The sequence below is a fragment of the Marinobacter sp. GH_1 genome (assembly GCF_048595985.1).
GTDB lineage: Bacteria > Pseudomonadota > Gammaproteobacteria > Pseudomonadales > Oleiphilaceae > Marinobacter > Marinobacter shengliensis.
The window spans coordinates 2,480,943-2,502,453 of record NZ_CP184460.1; the positions used below are offsets into that span (position 1 = coordinate 2,480,943).

A 21,511-nucleotide genomic window follows, 5' to 3' on the forward strand; every position below is an offset into this window, starting at 1 on the left:
TGGTGCTGTGTTTTATTGAATCTGTAAAGGGTATACGAATTTACTATGCATACGGTATCGGCGTTGGTCAGATCATTTGCCCTCTCAGCACTGATGTTGCTGTCGCTCTCCGCTCTGGCCAGCCAGAACACACTACTGGTAGTTGGCGACAGCCTCAGTGCCGCCTATGGCGTGCCGTCCGACACAGCCTGGGTTCAGCTGCTGAGGGACAGGCTTGATGAACAGGGCCTGAACTGGAATGTTGTGAACGCCAGCATCAGCGGCGAAACCACCGATGGCGGCCTGCGGCGGCTGCCTGAACTGCTTCAGAAAAACCAGCCAGACGTTGTGATCATCGAGCTTGGCGGGAACGACGGCCTGCGCGGCTTTCCACCGAATGTGATTGAATCCAACCTCGCCGACATGATCGAGCAAGTGCGGGATGTCGGTGCCATCCCGGTGCTGGTGGGCATGCAAATTCCACCGAACTATGGCCAGCGTTATACCCGCCTGTTTGCGGATATCTTCCCGAACCTGTCTGACCGCTACGACACGCCTCTGGTTCCCTTTTTTCTTGAGGGCATCTACAACGAGGATGGGCTAATGCAGGAGGACGGCATTCACCCCACCGAGGCTGCCCAGCCGGTACTGCTGGACAATCTATGGCCTCAACTGGAGCCGTTGATCCTGGACAGGAACCCCAGCGCCCTGCGCTCAGACCAGTAGTAACCGTCACGGGCCAGCTCGACAAATCCCACATGCCCGCCCCACTTTGGCGCCTCGACGGTAACGTAGGCGCCCAGGACCTTACGGCCTTCCGGGAAACATCGGGCTGACAGGAAGGGATCGTCTACCGCATTAACCATCAACGCCGGTACCCGTATGTCCTTCAACCGAAACAGTGCCGAGCAGCTGGCCCAGTAGTCCTGGGCATCCCGGAAGCCATGTAGGGGTGCGGTGTAGCGGTTATCAAATTCGTGAAAGTTGCGGATGTTGTCGAACCCGGTCACGTCAATCAGATCCGGAAACCGACGGGCCTTTTCCTGCATTTTGCCGTGCAGATCCCTCAGAAAGCGCTGCATGTAGATCCTGCGACTGGGCAGGGCCAGCATATCCGCGCTACCAGCCAGGTCTGCGGGCACTGAATAGGCAACGGCACCGCTGATGCGACTATCAACACGCTCGCCCTGCTCGCCGAGGTATAGCAGGGTGAGGTTGCCGCCCATGCTGAAGCCAGACAGGAACATGTTGCTGTAGTGGCCTTCCAGCGCGTGGGACACCACCGTATGCAGGTCTTCCGTGGCTCCGCTGTGATAGAACCGTGGTTGGCGATTCATCACCCCGCCGCAGGATCGGAAGTTCCAGGCCAGCACATCCCAGCCATCCGCCATTAATGCCCGCGCCAGCCCGAGCACATAGGGGCGCCGGCTGTGGCCTTCCAGGCCATGGGACACAATGGCCAGGCGGTCACTGCCCTGACGGTACCAATCCAGGTGCAGTTCATCGTTATCCGGAGTCGCCAGAACAGCGGTTTCCGGCTGTGGCATGGTCACGTTCCGGAACAGCGTTGGCCACACAGACTGGATGTGTCCGTTACGTAACCAGACCGGCGGGCGGTAGCCCGATTGACTGCGCTTGTGCAAATTTTGACCTTTCTTTTCAGGGGGTTGACGAACACTATTAAAGAACTTAATATGCCCGCCACTTGATGCTGTTCCCCGATAGCTCAGTTGGTAGAGCAACGGACTGTTAATCCGTTTGTCCCTGGTTCGAGCCCAGGTCGGGGAGCCACTTATTCCGAGAAAGCCGCTGATTCAACATCAGCGGCTTTTTCATTTCTGCCTCAGAAAACCTCTTCCCGCTGCATAAATTCCTTCAGAACCTGGTACAGGGTATAACCATCCTGACTACCGATCATTTCACGGATGGAATGCATGGCGAACTGCGGCACACCGATATCCAGCGTGGTCACGCCCAGATTACCGGCGGTCAGCGGCCCGATGGTGCTGCCACAACCCATGTCACTGCGTACCACAAATGTTTGGTGCGGCAGGCCAAGCTCATCACTGATATGCCGGTACAGAGCGGCCGACCGGCTGTTGGTGGCGTAGCGCTGGTTGTGGTTAACCTTGATGACCGGCCCCTGGTTCAGGATCGGGCCGTGGTTTTCATCGTGTTTGTCCATGAAATTGGGATGCACACCGTGGGCGTTATCCGCGGAAATCATCATGGAACGAGCAATCGCCCTGCCCTTGCCTGCGCCACACCAGCGCTCCAGAACGGCTCCCAGGAACGGCCCCTGGGCACCTTCCGCCGACATGCTACCCACTTCTTCGTGGTCATTGCACACCAGAAGCGCGGCTTCATCACCAGAAGTGTTCAACAGGGACTGCAGGCCAATGTAACAACTGAGCAGGTTATCGAGACGGGCCGACGCCAGAAACTCCTGACGCAAACCAACGAAAGACGCGCCCTGGGCATCGTAGAAACTCAGTTCATAGCCCAACACTTTACGAATCTTCAGGCCGGATTCACTGATCAACTGCTCACGCAGCAAGTCAGCAAATGACGTTGTATCGGTTTCCGGCAGTTGCATAACGACCGGAGGCAGGTCTGTCTGGGCATTCACTGAACGATTGCTGTTGGCTTCCCGGTCCAGGTGAATGGCCAGGCTGGGAATAATTGCCACCGGCTTACGGAAGTCCACCAGGGTGTCCCGGACCTTACCGTCCTCATCCAGAACCGTAACCCGGCCGGCCAACGACAGATCCCGGTCAAACCACGGGTTCAGCAACACGCCGCCGTAAACTTCCACACCCAACTGGAAAAAGCCCTTGCGGCGAATCTCGGGATTCGGCTTTACCTTCAGGCAGGGGCTGTCGGTGTGGGCACCCACCATCCGGATGCCGGAAGTCACCACGTCATTTTTGCCGGTGCGGAAGGCAATAATGGAGGAGCCATTGCGAATGGCGTAATAGCCCCGGCCCTGCTCCAGCGCCCACTCTTCCCGCTCATCCAGCTGCTGAAAACCGGCGTCATCAAGCCGGGATTTCATGGTGCTTACTGCATGCCACGGTGTTGGAGAGGCATTCAGAAATTCAATCAAGTCATTATTAAATTCAGTGTGTTCCATGATCTTCCTGATTGCATGATAATGGCTGCTACAGTATGGCATGAAGCCGGCCCCGCTCCTACCAGGCTGCCGGTTAGTCCCTATACGCACCCACTGATCAACGCCGGAGCCCACTGTGTCGATACCCCGATTCCTGGACATCGAATACTGTCAGACTGACGACGCCCTGTTTCCCGTCGCCATGGCCTGGTCGCTGGAAGACGGCCAGATGAAAACCGTGGTTATTGCCCCGGAGGAAGCCTGGCTGCCAGATGATGGCGACCTGGGGGACTTTGACCTGTTGTACCTTGAAGAACAGGGCGTGCCACTGCTTGAACTGGTTCAGGAACTCCATCAGGACCTGCCAGACCAGACCGTCTACGTGGATGGCATGGACCCGGATGAAATCCTGATCGACCTGATTTTCAGTGCCGTCAGCCAGGACGCCCCTTTCGAGATTGCTCCAATTTCCGAACTGATTACCGGCATCGACAGCGACACCCTTGAAGACCGCCGTCGGCAACTGATGTTTGACGAAGGCCTGGAACCACAACTCCCGGAGAATGGCGTTTACGCCCTGCTGATGCTTGCGCAGGCGGAAGGCCTTCTGGCTGACCTGTAAGCGGGCCGGCTGACACGGGGAAGTGTGACCGGCGTCTGCGTAACAAAGCGTTACACAAGGCAGAATCTGGCGTCAGCAACGTTACTGACAGGAAGCCAGATAATAATGAACAAGGTCGCACTACGTTTCCTCAGCTCCAGCCTGATGGCCATCAGCCTCGCCCCATTGTCGGCACAGGCACAAGACACTCCTCGTTCTGACAAGCACTACGTTGGCCTACTGGTGACCGCGCTGGAGCACCGCTCTATCGGCGAGCGCACCAAGGAGGATGCCTGGGGCCAAGCCGGCACACTGGTGATCGGTGGTCACCTGAACGACCTGATTCACGCCGAGATCCGTCTGGGTGGCGGCTTCAACGATGCCGATGTTTCCGGTGGCGACCTGACCCTGGCTGTCGATTACTTCGCCAGCTGGTACATGGGCCTGCACTACCCGATTACCGATTATGCCAACGTGTATGCGCAGGCCGGTTTTACCCACGTAAAAGGCGAGGCAACCCTGCCCAACCGTGAGGAAAGCTACAACGCGCAGTTCCGGGATCTCGAGGGCGATTACCCGGACAGCAGTTTCAGCATCAGCTGGCTGGCCGGGGTGGACTTCGAGGTGTTGAGCAACACCTTTCTGGTGTTTGAGGGTGGGCGGTTGTTCAAAGACACTGGCAGTAGTGCCAATACGTTTCAGTTTTCTACGGGGCTGCGTTATGAGTTCTGAGTTTGCCGCGTTTTTTTGGTGTTAGTTAAGAGGGCCGGGGGTTCTTTCCTGGAAACGCTACGAGCCCCCGCAAGCGGGTCCAGCCAGCAATCATAGATTGCTGTCGTTCGGCTGCGCATGAAGCTTCGCTTCATAAACACTTGCCTCACCCATGTGCGCTTCGCTCCGGCCATCCATGGCCTCCGAGATTCCAGGAAAGGATATCCGGCCCTCTTAACGCATACTTGGGCGCAGGCCGCTATTAAGCCTGCACTTAATCGGTAAGTTTGTGCTGAATATGCCAGCAGCGGTGAATCTTCTGGTTGCGCTGAAAATCCTTGTCCAGGGTGCTCGCCGTAACCTCTTTGACTTCAAACTCTGCCTCAAGATCTTCGTCCAGTTTGAACTTCCGGAAGTTGTTGGAGAATATCAACAGGCCGTCACTGGATAACCGCTCCATACACTGACGAACCATGGTGCCGTGATCCCGCTGGATATCGAGAACACCAGCCATTCTCGCTGAGTTGGAGAACGTGGGCGGGTCCATGAAGATCAGGTCGAAGGTCTGGTTGGCGGTTTTGCGGTCCGCCAGCCAGGACAGGCAATCCGCCTGCTCTACCACGTGCTTGCGCGGGTCGGCGCCGTTCAGGGCGAGGTTGTCCTGGGCCCAGCTCACGTAGGTTTTCGACATATCCAGGCTCAGGGACCGGCTGGCGCCGCCAACGGCTGCGTGTACCGTGGCTGCGCCGGTGTAGGAGAACAGGTTCAGAAAGCGTTTGCCACGGGCATGCTGCTGAATCCAGTGGCGCACCGGGCGGTGATCCAGGAACAGGCCGGTGTCGAGGTAGTCTTTCAGGTTTACCTTCAGGGTGCAGCCGTGTTCGTCCACGTTGAAGTATTCGCCGGTTGCGGCCTGTTTCTCATACTGTTTGGTGCCGGTTTGACGCTGGCGTTGTTTACACACCAGATTCTCGGGGGCAACGTCCAGCACTTCCGGTATGACCGCCAGAGCCTCGGCCAGACGTTCCCGGGCGGCTTTTTCATCGATAGACTTCGGGGCCAGGTACTCCTGCACGTGCACCCTGCCATCGTATAGGTCGATGGCCAACGCGTATTCAGGCATATCGGCATCGTAAAGCCGGTAGCAGCTGACATTCTGCTTCCGCGCCCACTGGCCGATGGCTTTCAGGTTCTTCTTCAGGCGATTGCGTAGCATGTCTGCCCGCTCGGGGTTGGCGATGCGTGGCATAACCTGCCCGGGCGCAGCCGGGTCTCGCGGTGTTCGGGCGTTTTCAGGCTGCACCTCGAACAACAACAGCTGCGCTGGCAACTTGCCATTAAACAATTTATATTGCTTGAAGCTTCGCAGGCCAATGGATTTACCGAATTCCGGTGCACCGGTGAACACGGCCAGGCGCCACCCCGGCAGTTCACGCAAGACGGTTTCACCGAGGGTTTGATAAAGCGCGGCCAGCTCTTTGCGCTCGCTCAGGCGTTCACCATAGGGAGGATTGGTCAGCACCAGGCCCTTATCCGCCCAGTCCGGCTGCCGCTCAAACGCCGATACCGGCCGGGGCTCTACGCTTACGATGTTGTCCAGACCAGCCCGGCGCAGGTTGTTGCGGGCCGTGTCGATCACCCGGTCGTCCTGATCGAAACCGGCAAACGCCGGTATGCGCTTGTTTTTGCCTTCATGTGCGCGGCGCTCGACTTCCTGGCGCAATGCCAGCCAAAGTTCCGGCTGATGGCCTGGCCATTTTTCAAAACCAAAACGCTCAATCTTCCGGCCCGGCGCAATGTCCAGCGCCATCAACGCTGCTTCAATCACCAGCGTTCCGGAGCCACACATGGGATCAACAAAGTCGCCGCCGGCGGCGGCAATTTCCGGCCATCCGGCCCGCATCAGCAACGCGGCCGCGAGGTTTTCCTTCAACGGCGCAAGGCCCTGTTCAGTGCGGTATCCCCGCATGTGCAGGCTATGCCCGCTAAGGTCCAGCCCAACCGACAGCCGCCCTCGGTTCAGACGGGCAGAGATGGTGACATCCGGATCTTTTGGTGCGACCGAGGGCCGCGGCAGGCCTGCGCCCCGAATGCTGTCTACGATACCGTCTTTGACTTTCTGGGCACCGAACTGTGTGTTCCGAATTTCTTCGTTCTGCCCCAGGAAAGTCACTCGAAAGCTGCCGTTGACGGGAATGTGCGATTGCCAGTCCAGAGACACCACGCCCTCATAAAGTTCGTCAGCACTACGGGCATCCACCTCAGCAATGTGCAGGATGACCCGATTGGCCAGCCGGGACCACAAACAGGCGCGATATCCGGCTTCCAGCTCCCCTTCTACCCAGACGCCCGCCGGCGCGTTGCGCACTTGAGCCAGGCCAAAGCTTTCCAGCTCATCGGCCAGGAGATACTCAACACCCTTGGGGCAGGTTACGAAAAAGACATGCTTGGACAAAATCAACTCCTGGTTTTCTGGATAGAGCCGGTAAGCCGCCGGAATAGCAGCAAAACCCGAATTCGGGCCGTCATCGTTATTTCACAAACCTATAAGAAAAGCTTCATATAGATGAAATAAATAGTGTACATCCGCGCAAGGTTCGTCTTACCTTGTAGTTGACGCGTCGTTCTGGAAGCCAACATAACCGTGCTTCCGTTAACAGGATCCTGACTGCTCTGGCCGGAACTGGCAATAGTGGGTTATCCCGGATGGGTGCCTTCTTTACCATGGCCACGGCAGATGTGTACACGCTTGTTCTGTTAATCCATCAGTGAGGAACGGCATGAAAAGACAGAAGAGAGACATGTACGCTCGTGCATTCAAGCGGGGTTATCTCGCTGGCGTGTCCGGCAAATCCAAAGACAGCTGCCCGTTAGACCAAGCAGAGGTACGCCAGGAATGGCTGAACGGGTGGCGAGAAGGCCGCACAGATAACTGGGAGGGCATGACCGGCGTCTCCGGCATCCACAAACTTGCCAACGTAACCGCAACGTGACCGCGGTGTTGGCATACCCCGTTTAACCTGATCTCTTTTAGTTGTAGCTACACCACAATCTGACGCAGTAACCAGAGCAACCAAAACGGGGCCTCCCGCCCCGTACCATGCGAAGAAGCGCTACGGGGTTCGTTCCCCGCAAGGGCCCGCTCAGCGGGCCCACCTTCTTTCTGGCCTCACTACTTATGCTGTTCTTTCCTGATCGCTTCTACTGCTTCGTTAATCAAAGCTGGGCCTTTGTAAATAAAGCCGGTGTAGATTTGCACCAGTTTCGCCCCTGCCCGGATTTTCTCGGCCGCACTCTCGCCATCAGTGATACCGCCAACGCCAATAATCGGTATTCTGTCCCCCAACTCGGCGTACAACCCCTGAATAACCCGTAAAGACGCCTCGCGCACCGGTGCACCACTCAAACCGCCAGCTTCCTGCTCGTGCTTGTGTCCTTGAACCGCTTCCCGGCTGATAGTGGTGTTTGTGGCAATCACACCATCCAGGCCCGCCTCGAGTAATGCCCCGGCGACAAAGCGAATGCCTGCATCATCCATATCCGGGGCAATCTTCACAGCCACCGGTACATAACGACCAATATTTTTCTCGCAGATCGCCTGTTCGTCTTTGATCGCGTGCAGTAGCTGCTTCAACGAGTCGCCGAACTGCAGATCACGCAGCCCCGGGGTATTTGGCGACGACACGTTTACCGTGATGTAGTCGGCATGGGGGTAAACTGCGGCGATACCCTTACGGTAGTCCTGTTCGGACTGCTCGTTCGGGGTATCTTTGTTCTTGCCCACGTTAATGCCCAGGATACCGCGATAACGACGCTTCTCAACATTGCTCACCAGATGACCAAGGCCTTCATTATTAAAGCCCATGCGGTTGATGATGGCCTGGTGTTCGGGCAGGCGGAACATCCGCGGCTTGGGGTTGCCCGGCTGTGCCAGGGGTGTGACGGTGCCCACTTCAATGAACCCGAAACCCAGGGTTCCCAGGGCATCCAGGTGGTCAGCATTTTTGTCCAGGCCGGCGGCCAGGCCTACCGGATTGGGGAACTCCAGCCCCATGACATTAACCGGGCACGGCTCCGGGCGCTTTGAAACAATATTTATAATGCCGGTTTTGTAGGCCAGATCCAGCCCCCTGAGGGCAGCATTATGGGCCTGTTCCGGGGGCAGCCGGAAAAGTAAATTACGTAGCATGCTGTACATCTTGGAGCTCCTTGCCGAGGGGTGGCCGGAGTATACCGGAAGTTTTCCACACCATCCTCCCGAACCTTCAATACAACGTAAAAGCCCATGCCTCAGCGGCTGGCGGGGCTTTTCCACGGAATCTGTGGATAACTCTGTTGAAAATGTCGGGGCAAGCGTCTCGACCCCTTGATAACTGCGCCAGCCTACAAATTGATCATTTTTTGATCAGTTAAATTTCAACTAAAAATCAATGACTTAAAAAGACAAAATAACCATTTGACGACTTTAGTTACAAAGTGGTAGTGGGTAACGACTTTGTCATCATGTGCATAAATCGACCTGCGTTTCCCGATTAATTCTCCCCAAATTTTCCATTCCTGCCGCTATACTGGCTACCAACAGAATGATCGGAGCCTGAGCCATGGATCAGCCCCCAAAGGCCCATCTACGGACTGACAAGGACTTGCAACAGGAAAAACACGCCGCCTCCCGGGTCACCATTATTGGCATGGTCCTGGATGCAGTCCTTGGTGTGATAAAAATTATTGGCGGCACTCTTTTTCATTCCCACGCCCTGGTGGTGGATGGCATCCACTCTTTTACCGACGTTGTCTCCGACTGGGTTGTTCTCGCAGTGATGCGACTGTCCCGTAAAGGTCCGGATGATGACCACCCCTACGGACATCAGCGCATCGAGACGCTCGGCACACTTTTGCTGGGGAGCATACTGATTGCCGTGGGCGCAGCCCTTGCCTGGGAGAACATTCTGCGCCTGGTCTCCGGAGAGGATCTCGCGGTACCGGGCTGGCCGGTTCTGGTTGCTGCGGGGATATCGGTCGCCTCCAAGGAATGGATCTACCGTTATACCCGCCATGTGGGCATCAAAATTCGATCCGACCTGCTGATCGCAAACGCCTGGCACAGCCGGACAGACGCATTTTCATCGGTCGTTGTTCTGGTTTCCACTGTCGGTGCAATGGTCGGATATGTTTGGCTGGATACCCTTGCCGCTGTGGTTATCTCCGGCATCATTATTCATATTGGCTGGAAATTCACCTGGGACAGCGTCAAGGAACTCGTCGACACCGGACTGTCTGCGGAAGATACCCGGGTGTTGCGAGCCATTGCCATGGACACAGACGGCGTGCGTAATGTTCACGAGCTACGCAGCCGGCGTATGGGTCACGACATACTACTGGATGTCCACCTGGTTGTTCGGCCTGAGATAAGCGTTTCTGAGGGACACCAGATCGGCATGAAGGTGGTTTCCGGCATGAGGGACGCCATCGATAATATCCGGGACATCAACTTTCATATCGATGCCGAGAACGACGAACACACACCGCATCAGACCGACCCACACTTACCCAGCCGCGAGGATATCCGCCACCTGCTGTCGCAGCAGCTCGGTGAGCTGCCACCACATAGCCGGCTGAGACTGCATTACCTCAAAAACCGGGTTCATATCGAAGTCTTCCTGGACGAACAGCATCCCGCACCCGCGTTGACCACCGAAAGCGTCCGGGAGGTGCTGGCACCCTATCCCTGGTTTGGTTCAGTCCGGGTTTGGGTGTCTGCAAGCTGATCAAGCGCCGGTATTACCGGCGCCGGTTTTCTTCCATGCGGGACAGGAACTCCTGCATTACCAGGGTATAAAGCTCGCCGCCCAGGAATTTGTCTTCCACACCGGAATCGATGCTGGGGTTGTCGTTTACCTCAATGACGGCCACCCGGTTGCCGGCCTGTTTGATGTCCACCCCATACAGTCCATTACCGATCAGTCGGGTGGAGTTCAGCGCCGCCTGGATGACATTCCGGGGCACCTCATAGGTGGGCATGGTTTCAAACCCGCCGCTTTCCACCGCCGCGCCACCGTGTTGGTAGATCTGCCAATGCCCCTTCACCATCATGTATTTGCAGGCATAGATGGCGCGGCCGCCCAACACACCAATGCGCCAGTCGTAATCGGTGTAGAAATACTCCTGGGCCAACACCAGTGCTGATTGCTTGAACAGCTCTTTAAGGCCCGCCCTCAGCTCTTTCTCATCCTTGGCTTTGGCCACGCCCCTTGAGAAGGCGCCGTCCGGAATCTTGATGACCACCGGGAAACCCAGCTCACTGACCACCTGATCAACCGCATCTTTCTGATCTTTGGACAGGATCAGTGTTTTTGGGGTTGGCACCTTGTTGTTCTTCAGCAGGTCCGCCAGGAACACCTTGTTGGTGCAACGCAGTATCGAGACCGGGTCATCAATAACCACCATACCTTCCGCCTCTGCCTTGCGGGCAAACCGGTAGGTGTGATGATCAATCGCGGTGGTTTCCCGAATGAACAGGCCATCGTATTCCGGCAACCGCATGTAGTCCCGACGGGTAATTCTTTCTACATTGATACCCAGCTTTCGCCCTGCCCGCTCAAATCTTTTTAGGGCGGCCTCATCACTCGGGGGCATTTCCTCTTCCGGGTTCACCAGCATGGCCAGATCAAAACGATAGCGCCGACGCGTTCTCGGCTTGCGCCAGATCATGCTACTGAAACGGTCGAGCGCCGCCGCAAACACATCCTGTTCGCGCTCATCCAGATCCGCCGGGGCGGCCGGTTTCATGGATTCGATCTGCCATTGCTTGCGGTGGCGGAACACCACTTCCAGAATTGGGCAGGGAAAGCGCTCAAACAAGGCCCGGGCTACCGGCTTGAGATCCGCATGCTCTGCCTGGCCAAAATAGGTGCGAATGCGCACTTCGTGGGTGGCATCCCGCTCATCAGTGGCCGGGTCAATTTCCCGGGCTTCCTGCTCCAGCCACTGAATGACACTGTGATCCAGCTCCTCCAGCTCCAGCGAGAACAAGCCCTTGCGGCTCAAATCGTTCAAGGTCATCACCGAGGGCACCACATGGTGGCCCCGGGCCTCTGCCAACAAAGAACAGTAATAACCCCGGCTCAGGTATTTCGCGCTCTGGCAAAGGTTGATCACACGCACCCGGCTATTGGCGGGGGCGGAAAAATTCAGATACTGATCAAAGGTCAGTACATCCTCGCTGGGGTAATAGGGTGACCAGTCTTTGGCACGGTCCACAACGATTAACAAACGGGACATTAAAGGCATTCCTCCCTGGAAGGTTCAGCCGGGTAATGGGCGCAACAATACGCCGCTGTGACGTCTGGTACAATCCAGGCTGGATGCGTGCTTTTACGCATGATCGCCTGCTATCGAAACCAACCTGTCTCTACCATAATAGCTGCGGTGGAAGTGCTCGCCAGCTTCTGCGATTTTCGCGACCGGGATTTGTTAACCATGCATGATGTTTTGCTTCGACAAGCAGTCGCCGACGATCTGACTGCCCTGGTGCAGTTGGAAAATCGTTGTTTTACCGATGACCGTATTTCCCGACGCAGTTTCCGACGGTTTTTGGAAATGCCACGGGACCGCCTGATAGTGGCGGAGCAAGGCTCCGAGCTGGTGGGCTATTGCCTGGTGTTGATGAATGCCGCCACCCGTCTGGCACGGATTTATTCAATCGCGGTATCGCCAACCGTGCGCGGCAGGGGCGTGGGCGAGCAATTGGTGCGGGAGGCAGAGAAGGAAGCCGTAGAAGCAGACCGCATCATCATGCGCCTGGAGGTTCGGGAAGATAACGCCGGTGCCATCAATCTATACAAACGATTGGGCTATCGCCAATTCGGTACCTACCGGGACTATTACGAAGACCATGGCGATGCCCTGCGCTTCGAACGGCGTATTCTTTATTACGAGCCTTCCCGGGAGTATCTCCCGGTACCCTATTACCCCCAAACCACCGAGTTTACCTGCGGCCCCTCTGCCCTGATCATGGCCATGGCTGCCCTGGACGAAGATCAGCAGCTGAACACCCTGGAAGAATTGAAGATATGGCGGGAGGCCACTACCATTTTCATGCTCGCCGGTCACGGTGGCTGCGGGCCCCATGGCCTGGCCTTGTCAGCCTGGCACCGAGGCTTTGAGGCCAGCGCCTGGATCAGTCAGGAAGGCGCCCTGTTTAAGGATACCGTGCGCAACGACGATAAAAAGCGGGTATTGGAACTGGTGCACGAAGGCTTCCTGCACGATATTGGCCAGACCGGCATCCAGCTGCACCATGACCCACTGACCCTGGAAGCCATGGAAGCCGCCCTGCACGAGGGCCGCATCCCGGTAATCCTGATCAGTACCTGGCAGCTCAACCGCAGTCGTGTACCCCACTGGGTGACCGTGTGCGCCATGGATGAAGAGTTTGTGTACCTGCACGACCCGGAGATCGATACTGACGTGGGCGAGACCGTCGCCGACAAACAATATTTGCCTGTCGACAAACGGGTATTTGGCAAGATGTCCAGCTACGGCCGCAACCAACCCTTGCAGGCGGCCGTGATCGTCGGGCCGAAACGGCCCTGATCAGCCGGTACGAATCGCCGCTTCCTTGAGTTCGGAGATCTGGTCCCGCAATCGCGCTGCAGTTTCGAAATCCAGGTCGGCGGCGGCCTTGTACATGTCATCCTCCAGGCGCGTCACTTCCTTGAGCAACTCTTCCGGAGAGCGCTTGCCTGCCTTGACCATATAGCCTTCCGCCTCTTCCGCGGCCTTCTGGCCCGGGCGTTCCGCCTTACGGCGACCGCGTCCACCGCCGGTGGCTCCCTCCATGACATCGGCGATCTTCTTGTTCAGGCCTTTCGGGGTAATACCGTGCTCTTCGTTATGGGCCGTCTGCTTCGCTCGCCGGCGTTCGGTTTCGTCAATGGCCCGCTGCATGGAACCGGTAATGCGGTCCCCGTACAAAATGGCTTTACCATTGAGGTTACGGGCGGCACGGCCAATGGTCTGGATTAACGAGCGTTCACTGCGCAGGAAGCCTTCCTTGTCTGCGTCCAGAATCGCCACCAGAGATACTTCCGGCATATCCAGGCCTTCCCGCAACAGGTTGATGCCCACCAGCACATCAAACTCGCCCCGGCGTAAATCCCGGATAATCTCAACACGCTCTACGGTGTCGATGTCTGAGTGCAGATACCGAACGCGAATGTCGTGTTCCATAAGGAAATCGGTAAGGTCTTCGGCCATGCGCTTGGTCAGGGTAGTGACCAGCACCCGCTCCTCCACCGCCACCCGTGCGTGGATTTCCGAGAGCAGGTCATCCACCTGGGTAGACGCTGGCCGCACCTCGATCACCGGGTCCAGCAGGCCGGTCGGCCGAACCACCTGCTCTACCACCTGGCCGGCGTGCTCCGCCTCATAGTTACCCGGCGTGGCCGACACGAAGATCATCTGGGGGGCAATCCGCTCCCACTCCTCAAACCGCATGGGCCGGTTATCCAGTGCCGACGGCAGCCTAAAACCATACTCAACCAGCGTTTCCTTCCGGGAACGGTCGCCCTTGTACATGGCGCCGATTTGCGGAATGGTCACGTGGGATTCGTCCACCACCAGCAAGGCGTTCGGCGGCAGATAATCAAACAGGGTGGGTGGCGGCTCACCGGGCGCCCGGCCGGACAGATAGCGGGAGTAGTTCTCGATGCCGTTGCAGTAACCCAGCTCCATCATCATTTCCATGTCGTAGCGGGTGCGCTCCTCAAGGCGCTGGGCCTCCACCAGCCGGTGGTTATCCCGCAACTGCTGCAAACGCACGTCCAGCTCCGCCCGGATATTCTCGACCGCATCCAGCACCTTCTGCCGGGGCGTCACATAGTGAGACTTCGGATAGATGGTTACCCGTGGCACACGGCGCAGTACCTCGCCGGTCAGCGGATCGAAGTAGCTGAGGTTCTCCACTTCATCGTCAAACAACTCGATACGAATGGCTTCCCGCTCCGATTCCGCCGGGAACACATCAATCACATCGCCCCGAACCCGGTAGTTGGCGCGGTGGAACTCTATGTCGTTACGGGTGTACTGGAGCTCTGCCAGTCGGCGCAGAATCGAGCGCTGGTCTATCTGATCACCCCGGTCCAGGTGCAGCATCATCTTCAGGTAGGATTCCGGGTCACCCAAACCGTAGATGGACGACACCGTCGCCACGATGATCGCATCCGGCCGTTCCAACAACGCCTTGGTGGCAGACAAACGCATTTGTTCAATGTGTTCGTTGATGGAGGCATCTTTCTCGATGAAGGTATCAGACGACGGCACATAGGCTTCCGGCTGGTAGTAATCGTAGTAAGACACGAAATACTCCACCGCGTTATCCGGAAAGAACTCCTTGAACTCGCCGTACAGCTGCGCCGCCAGGGTCTTGTTATGGGCCATGATGATGGTGGGCCGCTGCACGTCCTGGATCACATTGGCAATGGTGAACGTCTTGCCTGAGCCGGTCACCCCCAGCAACGTCTGGTGTGCCAGCCCGGAATGAATGCCATCCACCAGGCCGGCGATGGCCTTGGGCTGGTCACCGGCCGGCTGATATGGGGAATCAACTCGGAACACACCTTCACGGGAAGCGCTGGATGCTTTACTGGCCATAACTGGCGATTAACCTCCGGGTTCGGCGCCGGCCGCTATACGGCACAACCCCTACAAGAAATTTAGTGTTCTGGCTGCTTCATGATACCATCTGTGCGATCGACGGCTGGGAGAAAAACAGCCAGCACCTTTGGCTCCATAGTTGCCCGGCCGATCGCAGCCCATAAGACGCAGCTTTAAGGAGCTCAAGTTTGGACCTTCAACTTTCCAGCCGAGTACAGGCGATCAAGCCTTCCCCCACCCTCGCAGTCACCAACAAAGCCGCAGAACTCCGCGCGGCCGGCCAGGATATCATTGGCCTGGGTGCTGGCGAGCCGGACTTCGACACCCCCGAGCACATCAAACAGGCAGCCATTGAAGCCATTAACAACGGCCAGACCAAGTACACCGCCGTTGATGGTACGCCGGCCCTGAAGAAAGCGATTATTGCGAAGTTCAAACGGGACAACGGCCTGGAATATGAAGCCAACCAGATCCTGGTAAGCAGTGGTGGCAAACAGAGCTTTTTCAACCTTGCCCTGGCCACATTGAACCCGGGGGACGAAGCCATTATCCCTGCGCCTTACTGGGTTTCCTACCCGGACATGGTGCTGGTGGCTGAAGGCAAGCCGGTGATTATCGAAACCTCTGCCGAGACCCGCTTCAAGATCACCCCCGAGCAGCTGGAAAGCGCTATTACCGAGCGTACCCGCCTGTTTGTGATCAACAGCCCGTCCAACCCCAGCGGCATGGCTTACACCCTGGAAGAGCTGCAGGCGATTGGCGAGGTGCTGAAAAAGCACCCGAATATCATGATTGCCACCGACGACATGTACGAGCCGATCCTGTGGACTGGCAAACCGTTCTGCAACATCCTGAACGCCTGCCCGGAGCTGTATGACCGTACCTTCGTACTGAACGGTGTGTCCAAGGCCTACTCCATGACTGGCTGGCGCATCGGCTACGCCGCAGGCCCGGCGAAGATCATCGGCGCCATGAAGAAAATCCAGTCCCAGAGCACCTCCAACCCGGCCTCTATCTCCCAGGCCGCCGCCCAGGCAGCCCTGGACGGCCCGCAGGAGTGTGTGGGCGAGATGGTCAAGGCGTTCAAGGAACGCCACGACTGGCTGGTAGCCGCCCTGAACAAGTTGCCTGGCGTTGAATGCCTGAATGGTGACGGCACCTTCTATGTGTTCCCAAGCTTCCAGGGCGCAATCGATGCCACTGACGGCGTGAACACAGACGTTGAGTTTGCCGAGAAGCTGCTGACCGAAGCGGGCGTTGCCCTGGTTCCGGGTTCTGCCTTCGGCAGCCCGGGCCACATGCGTCTGAGCTTTGCGACCAGCATGGATAACCTGCAGAAGGCGGTTGAGCGTTTGCAGAAGGCGCTTGGCTAAAAATTTTTAGTCAGAGGGTTGACGAGGCGGTATAGCCAACTTAATATACGCGCCTCGTCACATGACGACGTTCCCCGATAGCTCAGTTGGTAGAGCAACGGACTGTTAATCCGTTTGTCCCTGGTTCGAGCCCAGGTCGGGGAGCCACTATTCCGAAAGCCCGCTAGTTCTTTGAATTAGCGGGCTTTTTCGTTTGCTCTCGCTTGTTTCTATTGCCTGCAACTTTTGGCGGTTTGCCTGACTCCTGCCCCAGCCTTTGAGTTTAGCGGGTGGGAACGGATGGATACCCCTCCCGAAAAACGCTACGAGCACATCCATGTGCGCTTCGCTCCGGCCATCCATGGCCTACGAGATTTTCGGGAGGGGTATCCATCCGTTCCTTTTTATGCTCGGTGGCATAGTCCGGTTGTTTAGTGACTGTCCAGTCGAAATCTTATGAGCTCTGACAGGCTGCATTCCACAGTGCTAGGCATCTACGTGACTATTCTTGCGCTGCCTGAACGGCAGTGTGGGACGGCCTTTCCAAAAATCTCGGAGGCCATGGATGGCCGGAGCGAAGCGCACATGGATGTGCTCGTAGCGTTTTTTGGAAAGGCCGTCCCACACTGCAGCCCCGCCAAAACAAGCAGGCTAGGGCCACAGCTCAACCACCCGAACAAGGTCAGACCGAGATCACCTCAGCGTGAATGGCCTCAAGGGCAGCCAGAGGGTCGGGCGCCTGGGTGATGGGACGGCCGATGACGAGGTAGTCAGAGCCGGCTTTGAGGGCATCGGTTGGGGTCATGATGCGCTGTTGGTCACCTTTATCGGCGGTCAACGGGCGGATTCCCGGGGTGATTAGCTGGAACTCGGCGCCCTGCTCTGTTTTCAGTCTGGGGGCCTCCTGGGCGGAGCAGACGACGCCGTCCAGGCCGCAGTTTCTGGTCAGGGTGGCCAAGCGGGAAACGTGGGCCTCTGCGGAACCGGTGATGCCGATACCGGCCAGATCCGCATCGGACATACTGGTCAGCACCGTGACGGCGATCAGCAGCGGCTTATCTGCCCCGAACGACTCCAGGCGCTCGCGGCAGGCAACCATCATTTTCTCACCACCCGAGGCATGCACATTCACCATCCACACACCCAGATCCGCCGCTGCGGCAACCGCCGCGGAAGTGGTGTTCGGGATGTCGTGGAATTTCAAATCCAGGAACACGTCAAAGCCCCTGCCCTGCAGTGATTTGACCAATTCCGGGCCGGAACGGGTGAACAACTCTTTGCCTACTTTCAACCGGCATTTGGCCGGGTCCAGCTGATCAGCCAGCGCCAGGGCCGGGTTCTGGGAGGGGAAGTCCAGGGCAACGATGATTTTCGGGTCATTAAGGTTTTGCACGGTCAGGTTCCGGTTAAAAAGGTTAAAACATTATTCGGCTTCAACGCCCTGGATGGGACGCACCGTTTCCCACTGCTTACAGCTGGGGCAAAGCCAGTGAAGCTGCTGGCCTGAGAAACCGCAACTGACGCAACGGTAAACCGGCCGGTTGGCGAGAATCAGGTGGCCAATACGGCTGACAAGGCGGCCTTCGTCTGTGGTCATGCCTTTTTCATAGCCGGCCATTTCCACAAGCCGGAGCAGGCCACGAACAGAAGGCCGAATTTCCAGCTCCTGCCGGAGCAGATCAATAGCAGCGGGGCGACCAAAGGAACGCTCCACCGACTCCACCAGCGCCAGCAACAAACTGGTACTCGGATACTGTTCATAGAGTTTGCGGAGTTTTTTGACCAGCCTGCCTACATCACCGTGTTCCCGCTCGAGCTTCATCAGGCGGTCGATGGCCTCCGGACCAAACTCCGGGTTCTGTTCAAACACCTTCAGGCTTTGATTGCCGGCTTCGCGGAAGTTGCCCTGGCGGATCTGCTGTTTCATCAGCAACAAGGTTGCGCGAACACAGGAGCGGTCGTAGTCGAGGGCTTCCTTGGCCAGTTTCTGGGCAGTCCAGCGATCGTCTTTGGCCAGGGCCGCATCGGACAACTCGCAAGTAATGTACGCCAGTGTTTTGACCATCGCAGGATCTGCGTCGCTACGGGTAAGGGTCTGTGCCACCTGGGCAGCCTTTTCCCACTCCCGCTCCTGCTGATACAGCTCGATCAAGGCCGTAGCAGCGCGGCGGCCGTACTCCCGGTCTCCCATCAACTGATGCAGCAGGGCTTCCGCCCGATCGTGCAGGCCGGCATTGAGATAATCCATTGCCAGTTCCAGGGTAACCTGGGGCGTATAGCGCGCCGGCAGTTCGGGCCGGGCCAGCAGGTTTTGGTGGATCAGAATGGCGCGATCGGTTTCGCCCTTATTGCGAAAATGGCTCCCGATGGACAGATGCAGGCTAACGGTATCTTTATTGACGGCCAGGGACTGCACAAAGTTGTCGACGGCCTGGTCAGAGTAGTTGGTAAACAGGAATTGCAGACGGTCGCGAACGGAATCTTCATCGGAAATGGCCCGGGAGCGGCGCTTGCCCTGGCTACCAAACCTGCCGACCACCCAGCCGGCAGCGACCGCTACCGTCAGAAGCAGCCACTGTAGAACTATTTCCATCAAATTGCCCGGTCGTTCTGTGCCCTGGATTTCTCTAATGCGTGCTCAGCACGCTCGAGTCTTTTCTTGAGAGTCCGCCGGGACACCGACGTACGGAATGTAGCAAGTAAGGTAATCAACACCCCCACAAGGGCGCCAATCACAAACGACATGATAATCCAGACGGCAACACCATGGGGCTGCGTTTCAAACAACAGGAAGTTGAGCGAAACGGCCATCTGATTGTTCAGAGAAAACACCAGCGCCAGGAGTATCAGAACCAGAACCAGAACGGTGATTAGGATCTTCTGCAGTCCTGCCATGTCAATATCTCTCCAGACGGGCGCCAGGCCCGATAGTGCGGTGTTCCATCAGCATTGCCTGGAACCGGGTTTAAAAACCCTTCTTCAAGCTGTCATTCACCTGCTCACGCAATTCTTTGCCGGGCTTGAAGTGCGGAACATACTTGGCAGGCAGTTGCACCGCTTCACCAGTTTTCGGATTACGCCCGGTTCGGGCTGCCCGGTGGTGCAGGGAAAAGCTGCCAAATCCCCTGATTTCAATACGCTGACCATCGGCAAGGGCCTGAGACATATGCTCGATGATGGTCTTAACCGCTAACTCCACATCCTTGACGGAGAGCTGTGTTTGCTTTGAGGCAATCAGTTCAACCAGTTCGGACTTCGTCATGAGGCGTTTCCCTCTGTCATTATTATTCCGCAGTCAATTACCGGGTCCCAGTGCCTCTAGTTTAGCCAAACCAGAAAAAAACACAAAAAAAACGGGCTCTTAGAGCCCGTTTTTTTGATGCCAACCGGAAAATTAATCCTTATTGGCGTTTTGCTGCTGCATCTGCTCTTTGATCAGATCACCGATGGTGGTCGCACCAGAGGATTCTGCAGTTTTGCTACGTACGTTTTCCAGAGCCTGCTTGTCGTCTTCAACGTCTTTGGACTTGACAGACAGGTTGATTACGCGGTTCTTGCGATCGATGCTGATGATCTTCGCTTCAACTTCTTCGCCTTCTTTCAGAACGTTACGCGCGTCTTCAACGCGGTCACGGCTGATTTCAGAAGCCTTCAGTACCGCCTCAACTTCCTCGTTCAGGGCAATGGTAGCGCCTTTGGCGTCTACTGCAGAAACAGTACCCTTAACGATGGAGCCCTTGTCGTTCAGTTGAACGAACTCGGCGAACGGATCGCTTTCCAGTTGCTTGATACCCAGGGAGATGCGCTCGCGCTCTGGATCAACAGACAGGATAACGGTTTCAACTTCGTCGCCTTTCTTGTACTCGCGAACGGCTTCTTCGCCAGTCTCGTTCCAGCTGATGTCAGACAGGTGAACCAGACCGTCGATGCCACCGTCCAGGCCGATGAAGATACCGAAGTCAGTGATTGACTTGATCTTACCGGAGATACGGTCGCCCTTGTTGAACTTGCCGGAGAAGTCTTCCCACGGGTTGGCAACGCACTGCTTGATGCCCAGGGAAATACGACGACGCTCTTCGTCGATATCCAGGATCATCACTTCAACTTCGTCGCCTACCTGAACAACCTTGGACGGATGGATGTTCTTGTTGGTCCAATCCATTTCGGATACGTGAACCAGACCTTCAACACCCTCTTCCAGCTCGGCAAAGCAGCCGTAGTCAGTCAGGTTGGTGACGCGTGCAGTAACCTTGGCACCTTCAGGGTAACGGGCCTTGATTTCTACCCACGGATCTTCACCCAGCTGCTTCAGACCCAGAGATACGCGGTTACGCTCGCGATCAAACTTCAGGACCTTAACATTGATTTCGTCGCCCACATTCACGATTTCGCTCGGATGCTTGATGCGCTTCCAGGCCATATCGGTGATGTGCAGCAGGCCGTCAACACCGCCCAGATCTACGAACGCGCCGTAGTCGGTCAGGTTCTTGACGATACCCTTGATTTCCAGACCTTCGGTCAGGGTTTCCAGCAGAGCTTCGCGCTGCTCGCTGTTTTCAGCTTCCAGAACGGCGCGGCGGGAAACAACCACGTTGTTACGCTTCTGGTCCAGCTTGATAACCTTGAATTCGAGTTCTTTGTTCTCCAGGTGCGCAGTGTCGCGAACCGGACGAACGTCTACCAGGGAACCCGGCAGGAAGGCACGGATGCCAGCCAGATCAACAGTGAAACCACCCTTGACCTTGCCATTGATAATACCCTTGACCACTTCTTCCGCTTCGAAGGACTTCTCAAGTACCTTCCAGGCTTCAGCGCGCTTGGCCTTCTCACGGGACAGACGGGTTTCACCGAAACCGTCTTCAACTGCATCGAGAGCCACATCGACAACGTCGCCGATAGCTACTTCCAACTCGCCTTTTTCGTTCAGGAACTGGGAGGCGGGGATAACGCCTTCGGACTTCAGTCCGGCGTTAACGGTGACCCAGTCGTTATCGACGTCTACAACGGTTCCCTGAACAATGGAACCTGGTTGCATATCGATTTCTTTCAAACTTTCTTCGAAAAGATCCGCAAAGCTCTCGCTCATTATGTGCCCTATATGAT

Annotated in this window: 18 protein-coding genes and 2 tRNA genes; 9 read left to right on the top strand and 11 right to left on the bottom strand. The window is 56.8% G+C overall.

Annotation, left to right across the window (positions count from 1 at the left end; genetic code table 11):
- The first annotated feature begins 45 nt into the window (after positions 1-45).
- Entirely contained in the window at positions 46-705 is a 660-nt protein-coding gene (locus ACNSOI_RS11295) for an arylesterase (protein ID WP_286250234.1), read from the top strand.
- On the opposite strand, the gene ACNSOI_RS11300 is transcribed toward ACNSOI_RS11295, so the two are convergent.
- Positions 648-1,526 (bottom strand): YheT family hydrolase, encoded by an 879-nt coding sequence (locus ACNSOI_RS11300; RefSeq protein ID WP_420194058.1) that lies wholly within the window; start codon positions 1,524-1,526, stop codon positions 648-650. The two genes, ACNSOI_RS11295 and ACNSOI_RS11300, sit on opposite strands and share 58 nt — an antisense overlap.
- Positions 1,527-1,694: 168 nt before the next feature.
- Here ACNSOI_RS11300 and ACNSOI_RS11305 point away from each other — a divergent pair.
- Positions 1,695-1,770 (top strand) — tRNA-Asn (locus tag ACNSOI_RS11305).
- A gap of 52 nt (positions 1,771-1,822) precedes the next feature.
- On the opposite strand, the gene ACNSOI_RS11310 is transcribed toward ACNSOI_RS11305, so the two are convergent.
- A complete protein-coding gene (locus ACNSOI_RS11310) occupies positions 1,823-3,112 on the bottom strand; it encodes a M18 family aminopeptidase (RefSeq protein ID WP_420194059.1) in 1,290 nt (429 codons plus the stop codon).
- Between the two features lie 115 nt (positions 3,113-3,227).
- Here ACNSOI_RS11310 and ACNSOI_RS11315 point away from each other — a divergent pair, with 115 nt between their 5' ends.
- Together ACNSOI_RS11315 and ACNSOI_RS11320 are read left to right on the top strand one after the other, a co-directional pair.
- Positions 3,228-3,713, top strand: a complete 486-nt coding sequence (locus ACNSOI_RS11315) for a hypothetical protein (RefSeq protein ID WP_420194060.1) — start codon at positions 3,228-3,230, stop codon at positions 3,711-3,713.
- A 105-nt stretch (positions 3,714-3,818) separates the two neighbouring features.
- Entirely contained in the window at positions 3,819-4,424 is a 606-nt protein-coding gene (locus tag ACNSOI_RS11320; RefSeq protein ID WP_061332753.1) for an outer membrane beta-barrel protein, read from the top strand.
- A gap of 253 nt (positions 4,425-4,677) precedes the next feature.
- Here ACNSOI_RS11320 and rlmKL read toward each other — a convergent pair whose 3' ends face one another.
- Entirely contained in the window at positions 4,678-6,858 is a 2,181-nt protein-coding gene (gene rlmKL, locus ACNSOI_RS11325) for a bifunctional 23S rRNA (guanine(2069)-N(7))-methyltransferase RlmK/23S rRNA (guanine(2445)-N(2))-methyltransferase RlmL (RefSeq protein ID WP_420194061.1), read from the bottom strand.
- Between the two features lie 325 nt (positions 6,859-7,183).
- Here rlmKL and rmf point away from each other — a divergent pair, with 325 nt between their 5' ends.
- Positions 7,184-7,396, top strand: a complete 213-nt coding sequence (rmf, locus tag ACNSOI_RS11330; RefSeq protein ID WP_058090550.1) for a ribosome modulation factor — start codon at positions 7,184-7,186, stop codon at positions 7,394-7,396.
- A gap of 179 nt (positions 7,397-7,575) precedes the next feature.
- Here the strand turns inward: rmf and ACNSOI_RS11335 are convergent, their stop codons facing one another.
- Complete coding sequence (locus ACNSOI_RS11335) at positions 7,576-8,601, bottom strand: quinone-dependent dihydroorotate dehydrogenase (protein ID WP_354448650.1); 1,026 nt, start codon at positions 8,599-8,601, stop codon at positions 7,576-7,578.
- Positions 8,602-9,004: 403 nt separating this feature from the next.
- Between ACNSOI_RS11335 and ACNSOI_RS11340 the strand changes: the two genes are divergently transcribed.
- Positions 9,005-10,168 (top strand): cation diffusion facilitator family transporter, encoded by a 1,164-nt coding sequence (locus ACNSOI_RS11340; RefSeq protein WP_286922091.1) that lies wholly within the window; start codon positions 9,005-9,007, stop codon positions 10,166-10,168.
- Positions 10,169-10,181: 13 nt separating this feature from the next.
- On the opposite strand, the gene ACNSOI_RS11345 is transcribed toward ACNSOI_RS11340, so the two are convergent.
- On the bottom strand, positions 10,182-11,681 hold the full coding sequence (locus ACNSOI_RS11345) for a RimK family protein (protein ID WP_138437592.1): 1,500 nt from the start codon (positions 11,679-11,681) through the stop codon (positions 10,182-10,184).
- Positions 11,682-11,879: 198 nt separating this feature from the next.
- On the opposite strand from ACNSOI_RS11345, the gene rimI reads away from it, so the two are divergent.
- On the top strand, positions 11,880-12,995 hold the full coding sequence (rimI, locus tag ACNSOI_RS11350) for a ribosomal protein S18-alanine N-acetyltransferase (protein WP_286250254.1): 1,116 nt from the start codon (positions 11,880-11,882) through the stop codon (positions 12,993-12,995).
- Here rimI and uvrB read toward each other — a convergent pair whose 3' ends face one another.
- Positions 12,996-15,053 (bottom strand): excinuclease ABC subunit UvrB, encoded by a 2,058-nt coding sequence (gene uvrB / locus ACNSOI_RS11355; protein ID WP_058090546.1) that lies wholly within the window; start codon positions 15,051-15,053, stop codon positions 12,996-12,998.
- A gap of 191 nt (positions 15,054-15,244) precedes the next feature.
- Here uvrB and ACNSOI_RS11360 point away from each other — a divergent pair, with 191 nt between their 5' ends.
- Together ACNSOI_RS11360 and ACNSOI_RS11365 are read left to right on the top strand one after the other, a co-directional pair.
- Positions 15,245-16,429, top strand: a complete 1,185-nt coding sequence (locus ACNSOI_RS11360) for a pyridoxal phosphate-dependent aminotransferase (protein ID WP_286250257.1) — start codon at positions 15,245-15,247, stop codon at positions 16,427-16,429.
- 71 nt (positions 16,430-16,500) lie between these two features.
- Positions 16,501-16,576 (top strand) — tRNA-Asn (locus tag ACNSOI_RS11365).
- Positions 16,577-17,090: 514 nt separating this feature from the next.
- On the opposite strand, the gene pyrF is transcribed toward ACNSOI_RS11365, so the two are convergent.
- The 5 genes from pyrF to rpsA form a co-directional block, all read right to left on the bottom strand.
- Positions 17,091-17,801 carry an orotidine-5'-phosphate decarboxylase gene (pyrF, locus tag ACNSOI_RS11370; protein WP_354448654.1) on the bottom strand — a complete coding sequence of 237 codons (711 nt, stop codon included), beginning with the start codon at positions 17,799-17,801 and terminating at the stop codon, positions 17,091-17,093.
- 30 nt (positions 17,802-17,831) lie between these two features.
- A complete protein-coding gene (gene lapB / locus ACNSOI_RS11375) occupies positions 17,832-19,001 on the bottom strand; it encodes a lipopolysaccharide assembly protein LapB (RefSeq protein ID WP_061332744.1) in 1,170 nt (389 codons plus the stop codon).
- On the bottom strand, positions 19,001-19,303 hold the full coding sequence (locus tag ACNSOI_RS11380) for a LapA family protein (protein ID WP_061332743.1): 303 nt from the start codon (positions 19,301-19,303) through the stop codon (positions 19,001-19,003). The genes lapB and ACNSOI_RS11380 overlap by 1 nt, the downstream gene beginning before the upstream one ends.
- Before the next feature lie 70 nt (positions 19,304-19,373).
- Positions 19,374-19,670, bottom strand: coding sequence for an integration host factor subunit beta (locus ACNSOI_RS11385; RefSeq protein ID WP_058090541.1), 297 nt, complete (start codon positions 19,668-19,670; stop codon positions 19,374-19,376).
- A 132-nt stretch (positions 19,671-19,802) separates the two neighbouring features.
- Complete coding sequence (rpsA, locus tag ACNSOI_RS11390; protein ID WP_058090540.1) at positions 19,803-21,494, bottom strand: 30S ribosomal protein S1; 1,692 nt, start codon at positions 21,492-21,494, stop codon at positions 19,803-19,805.
- Positions 21,495-21,511 lie beyond the last annotated feature (17 nt).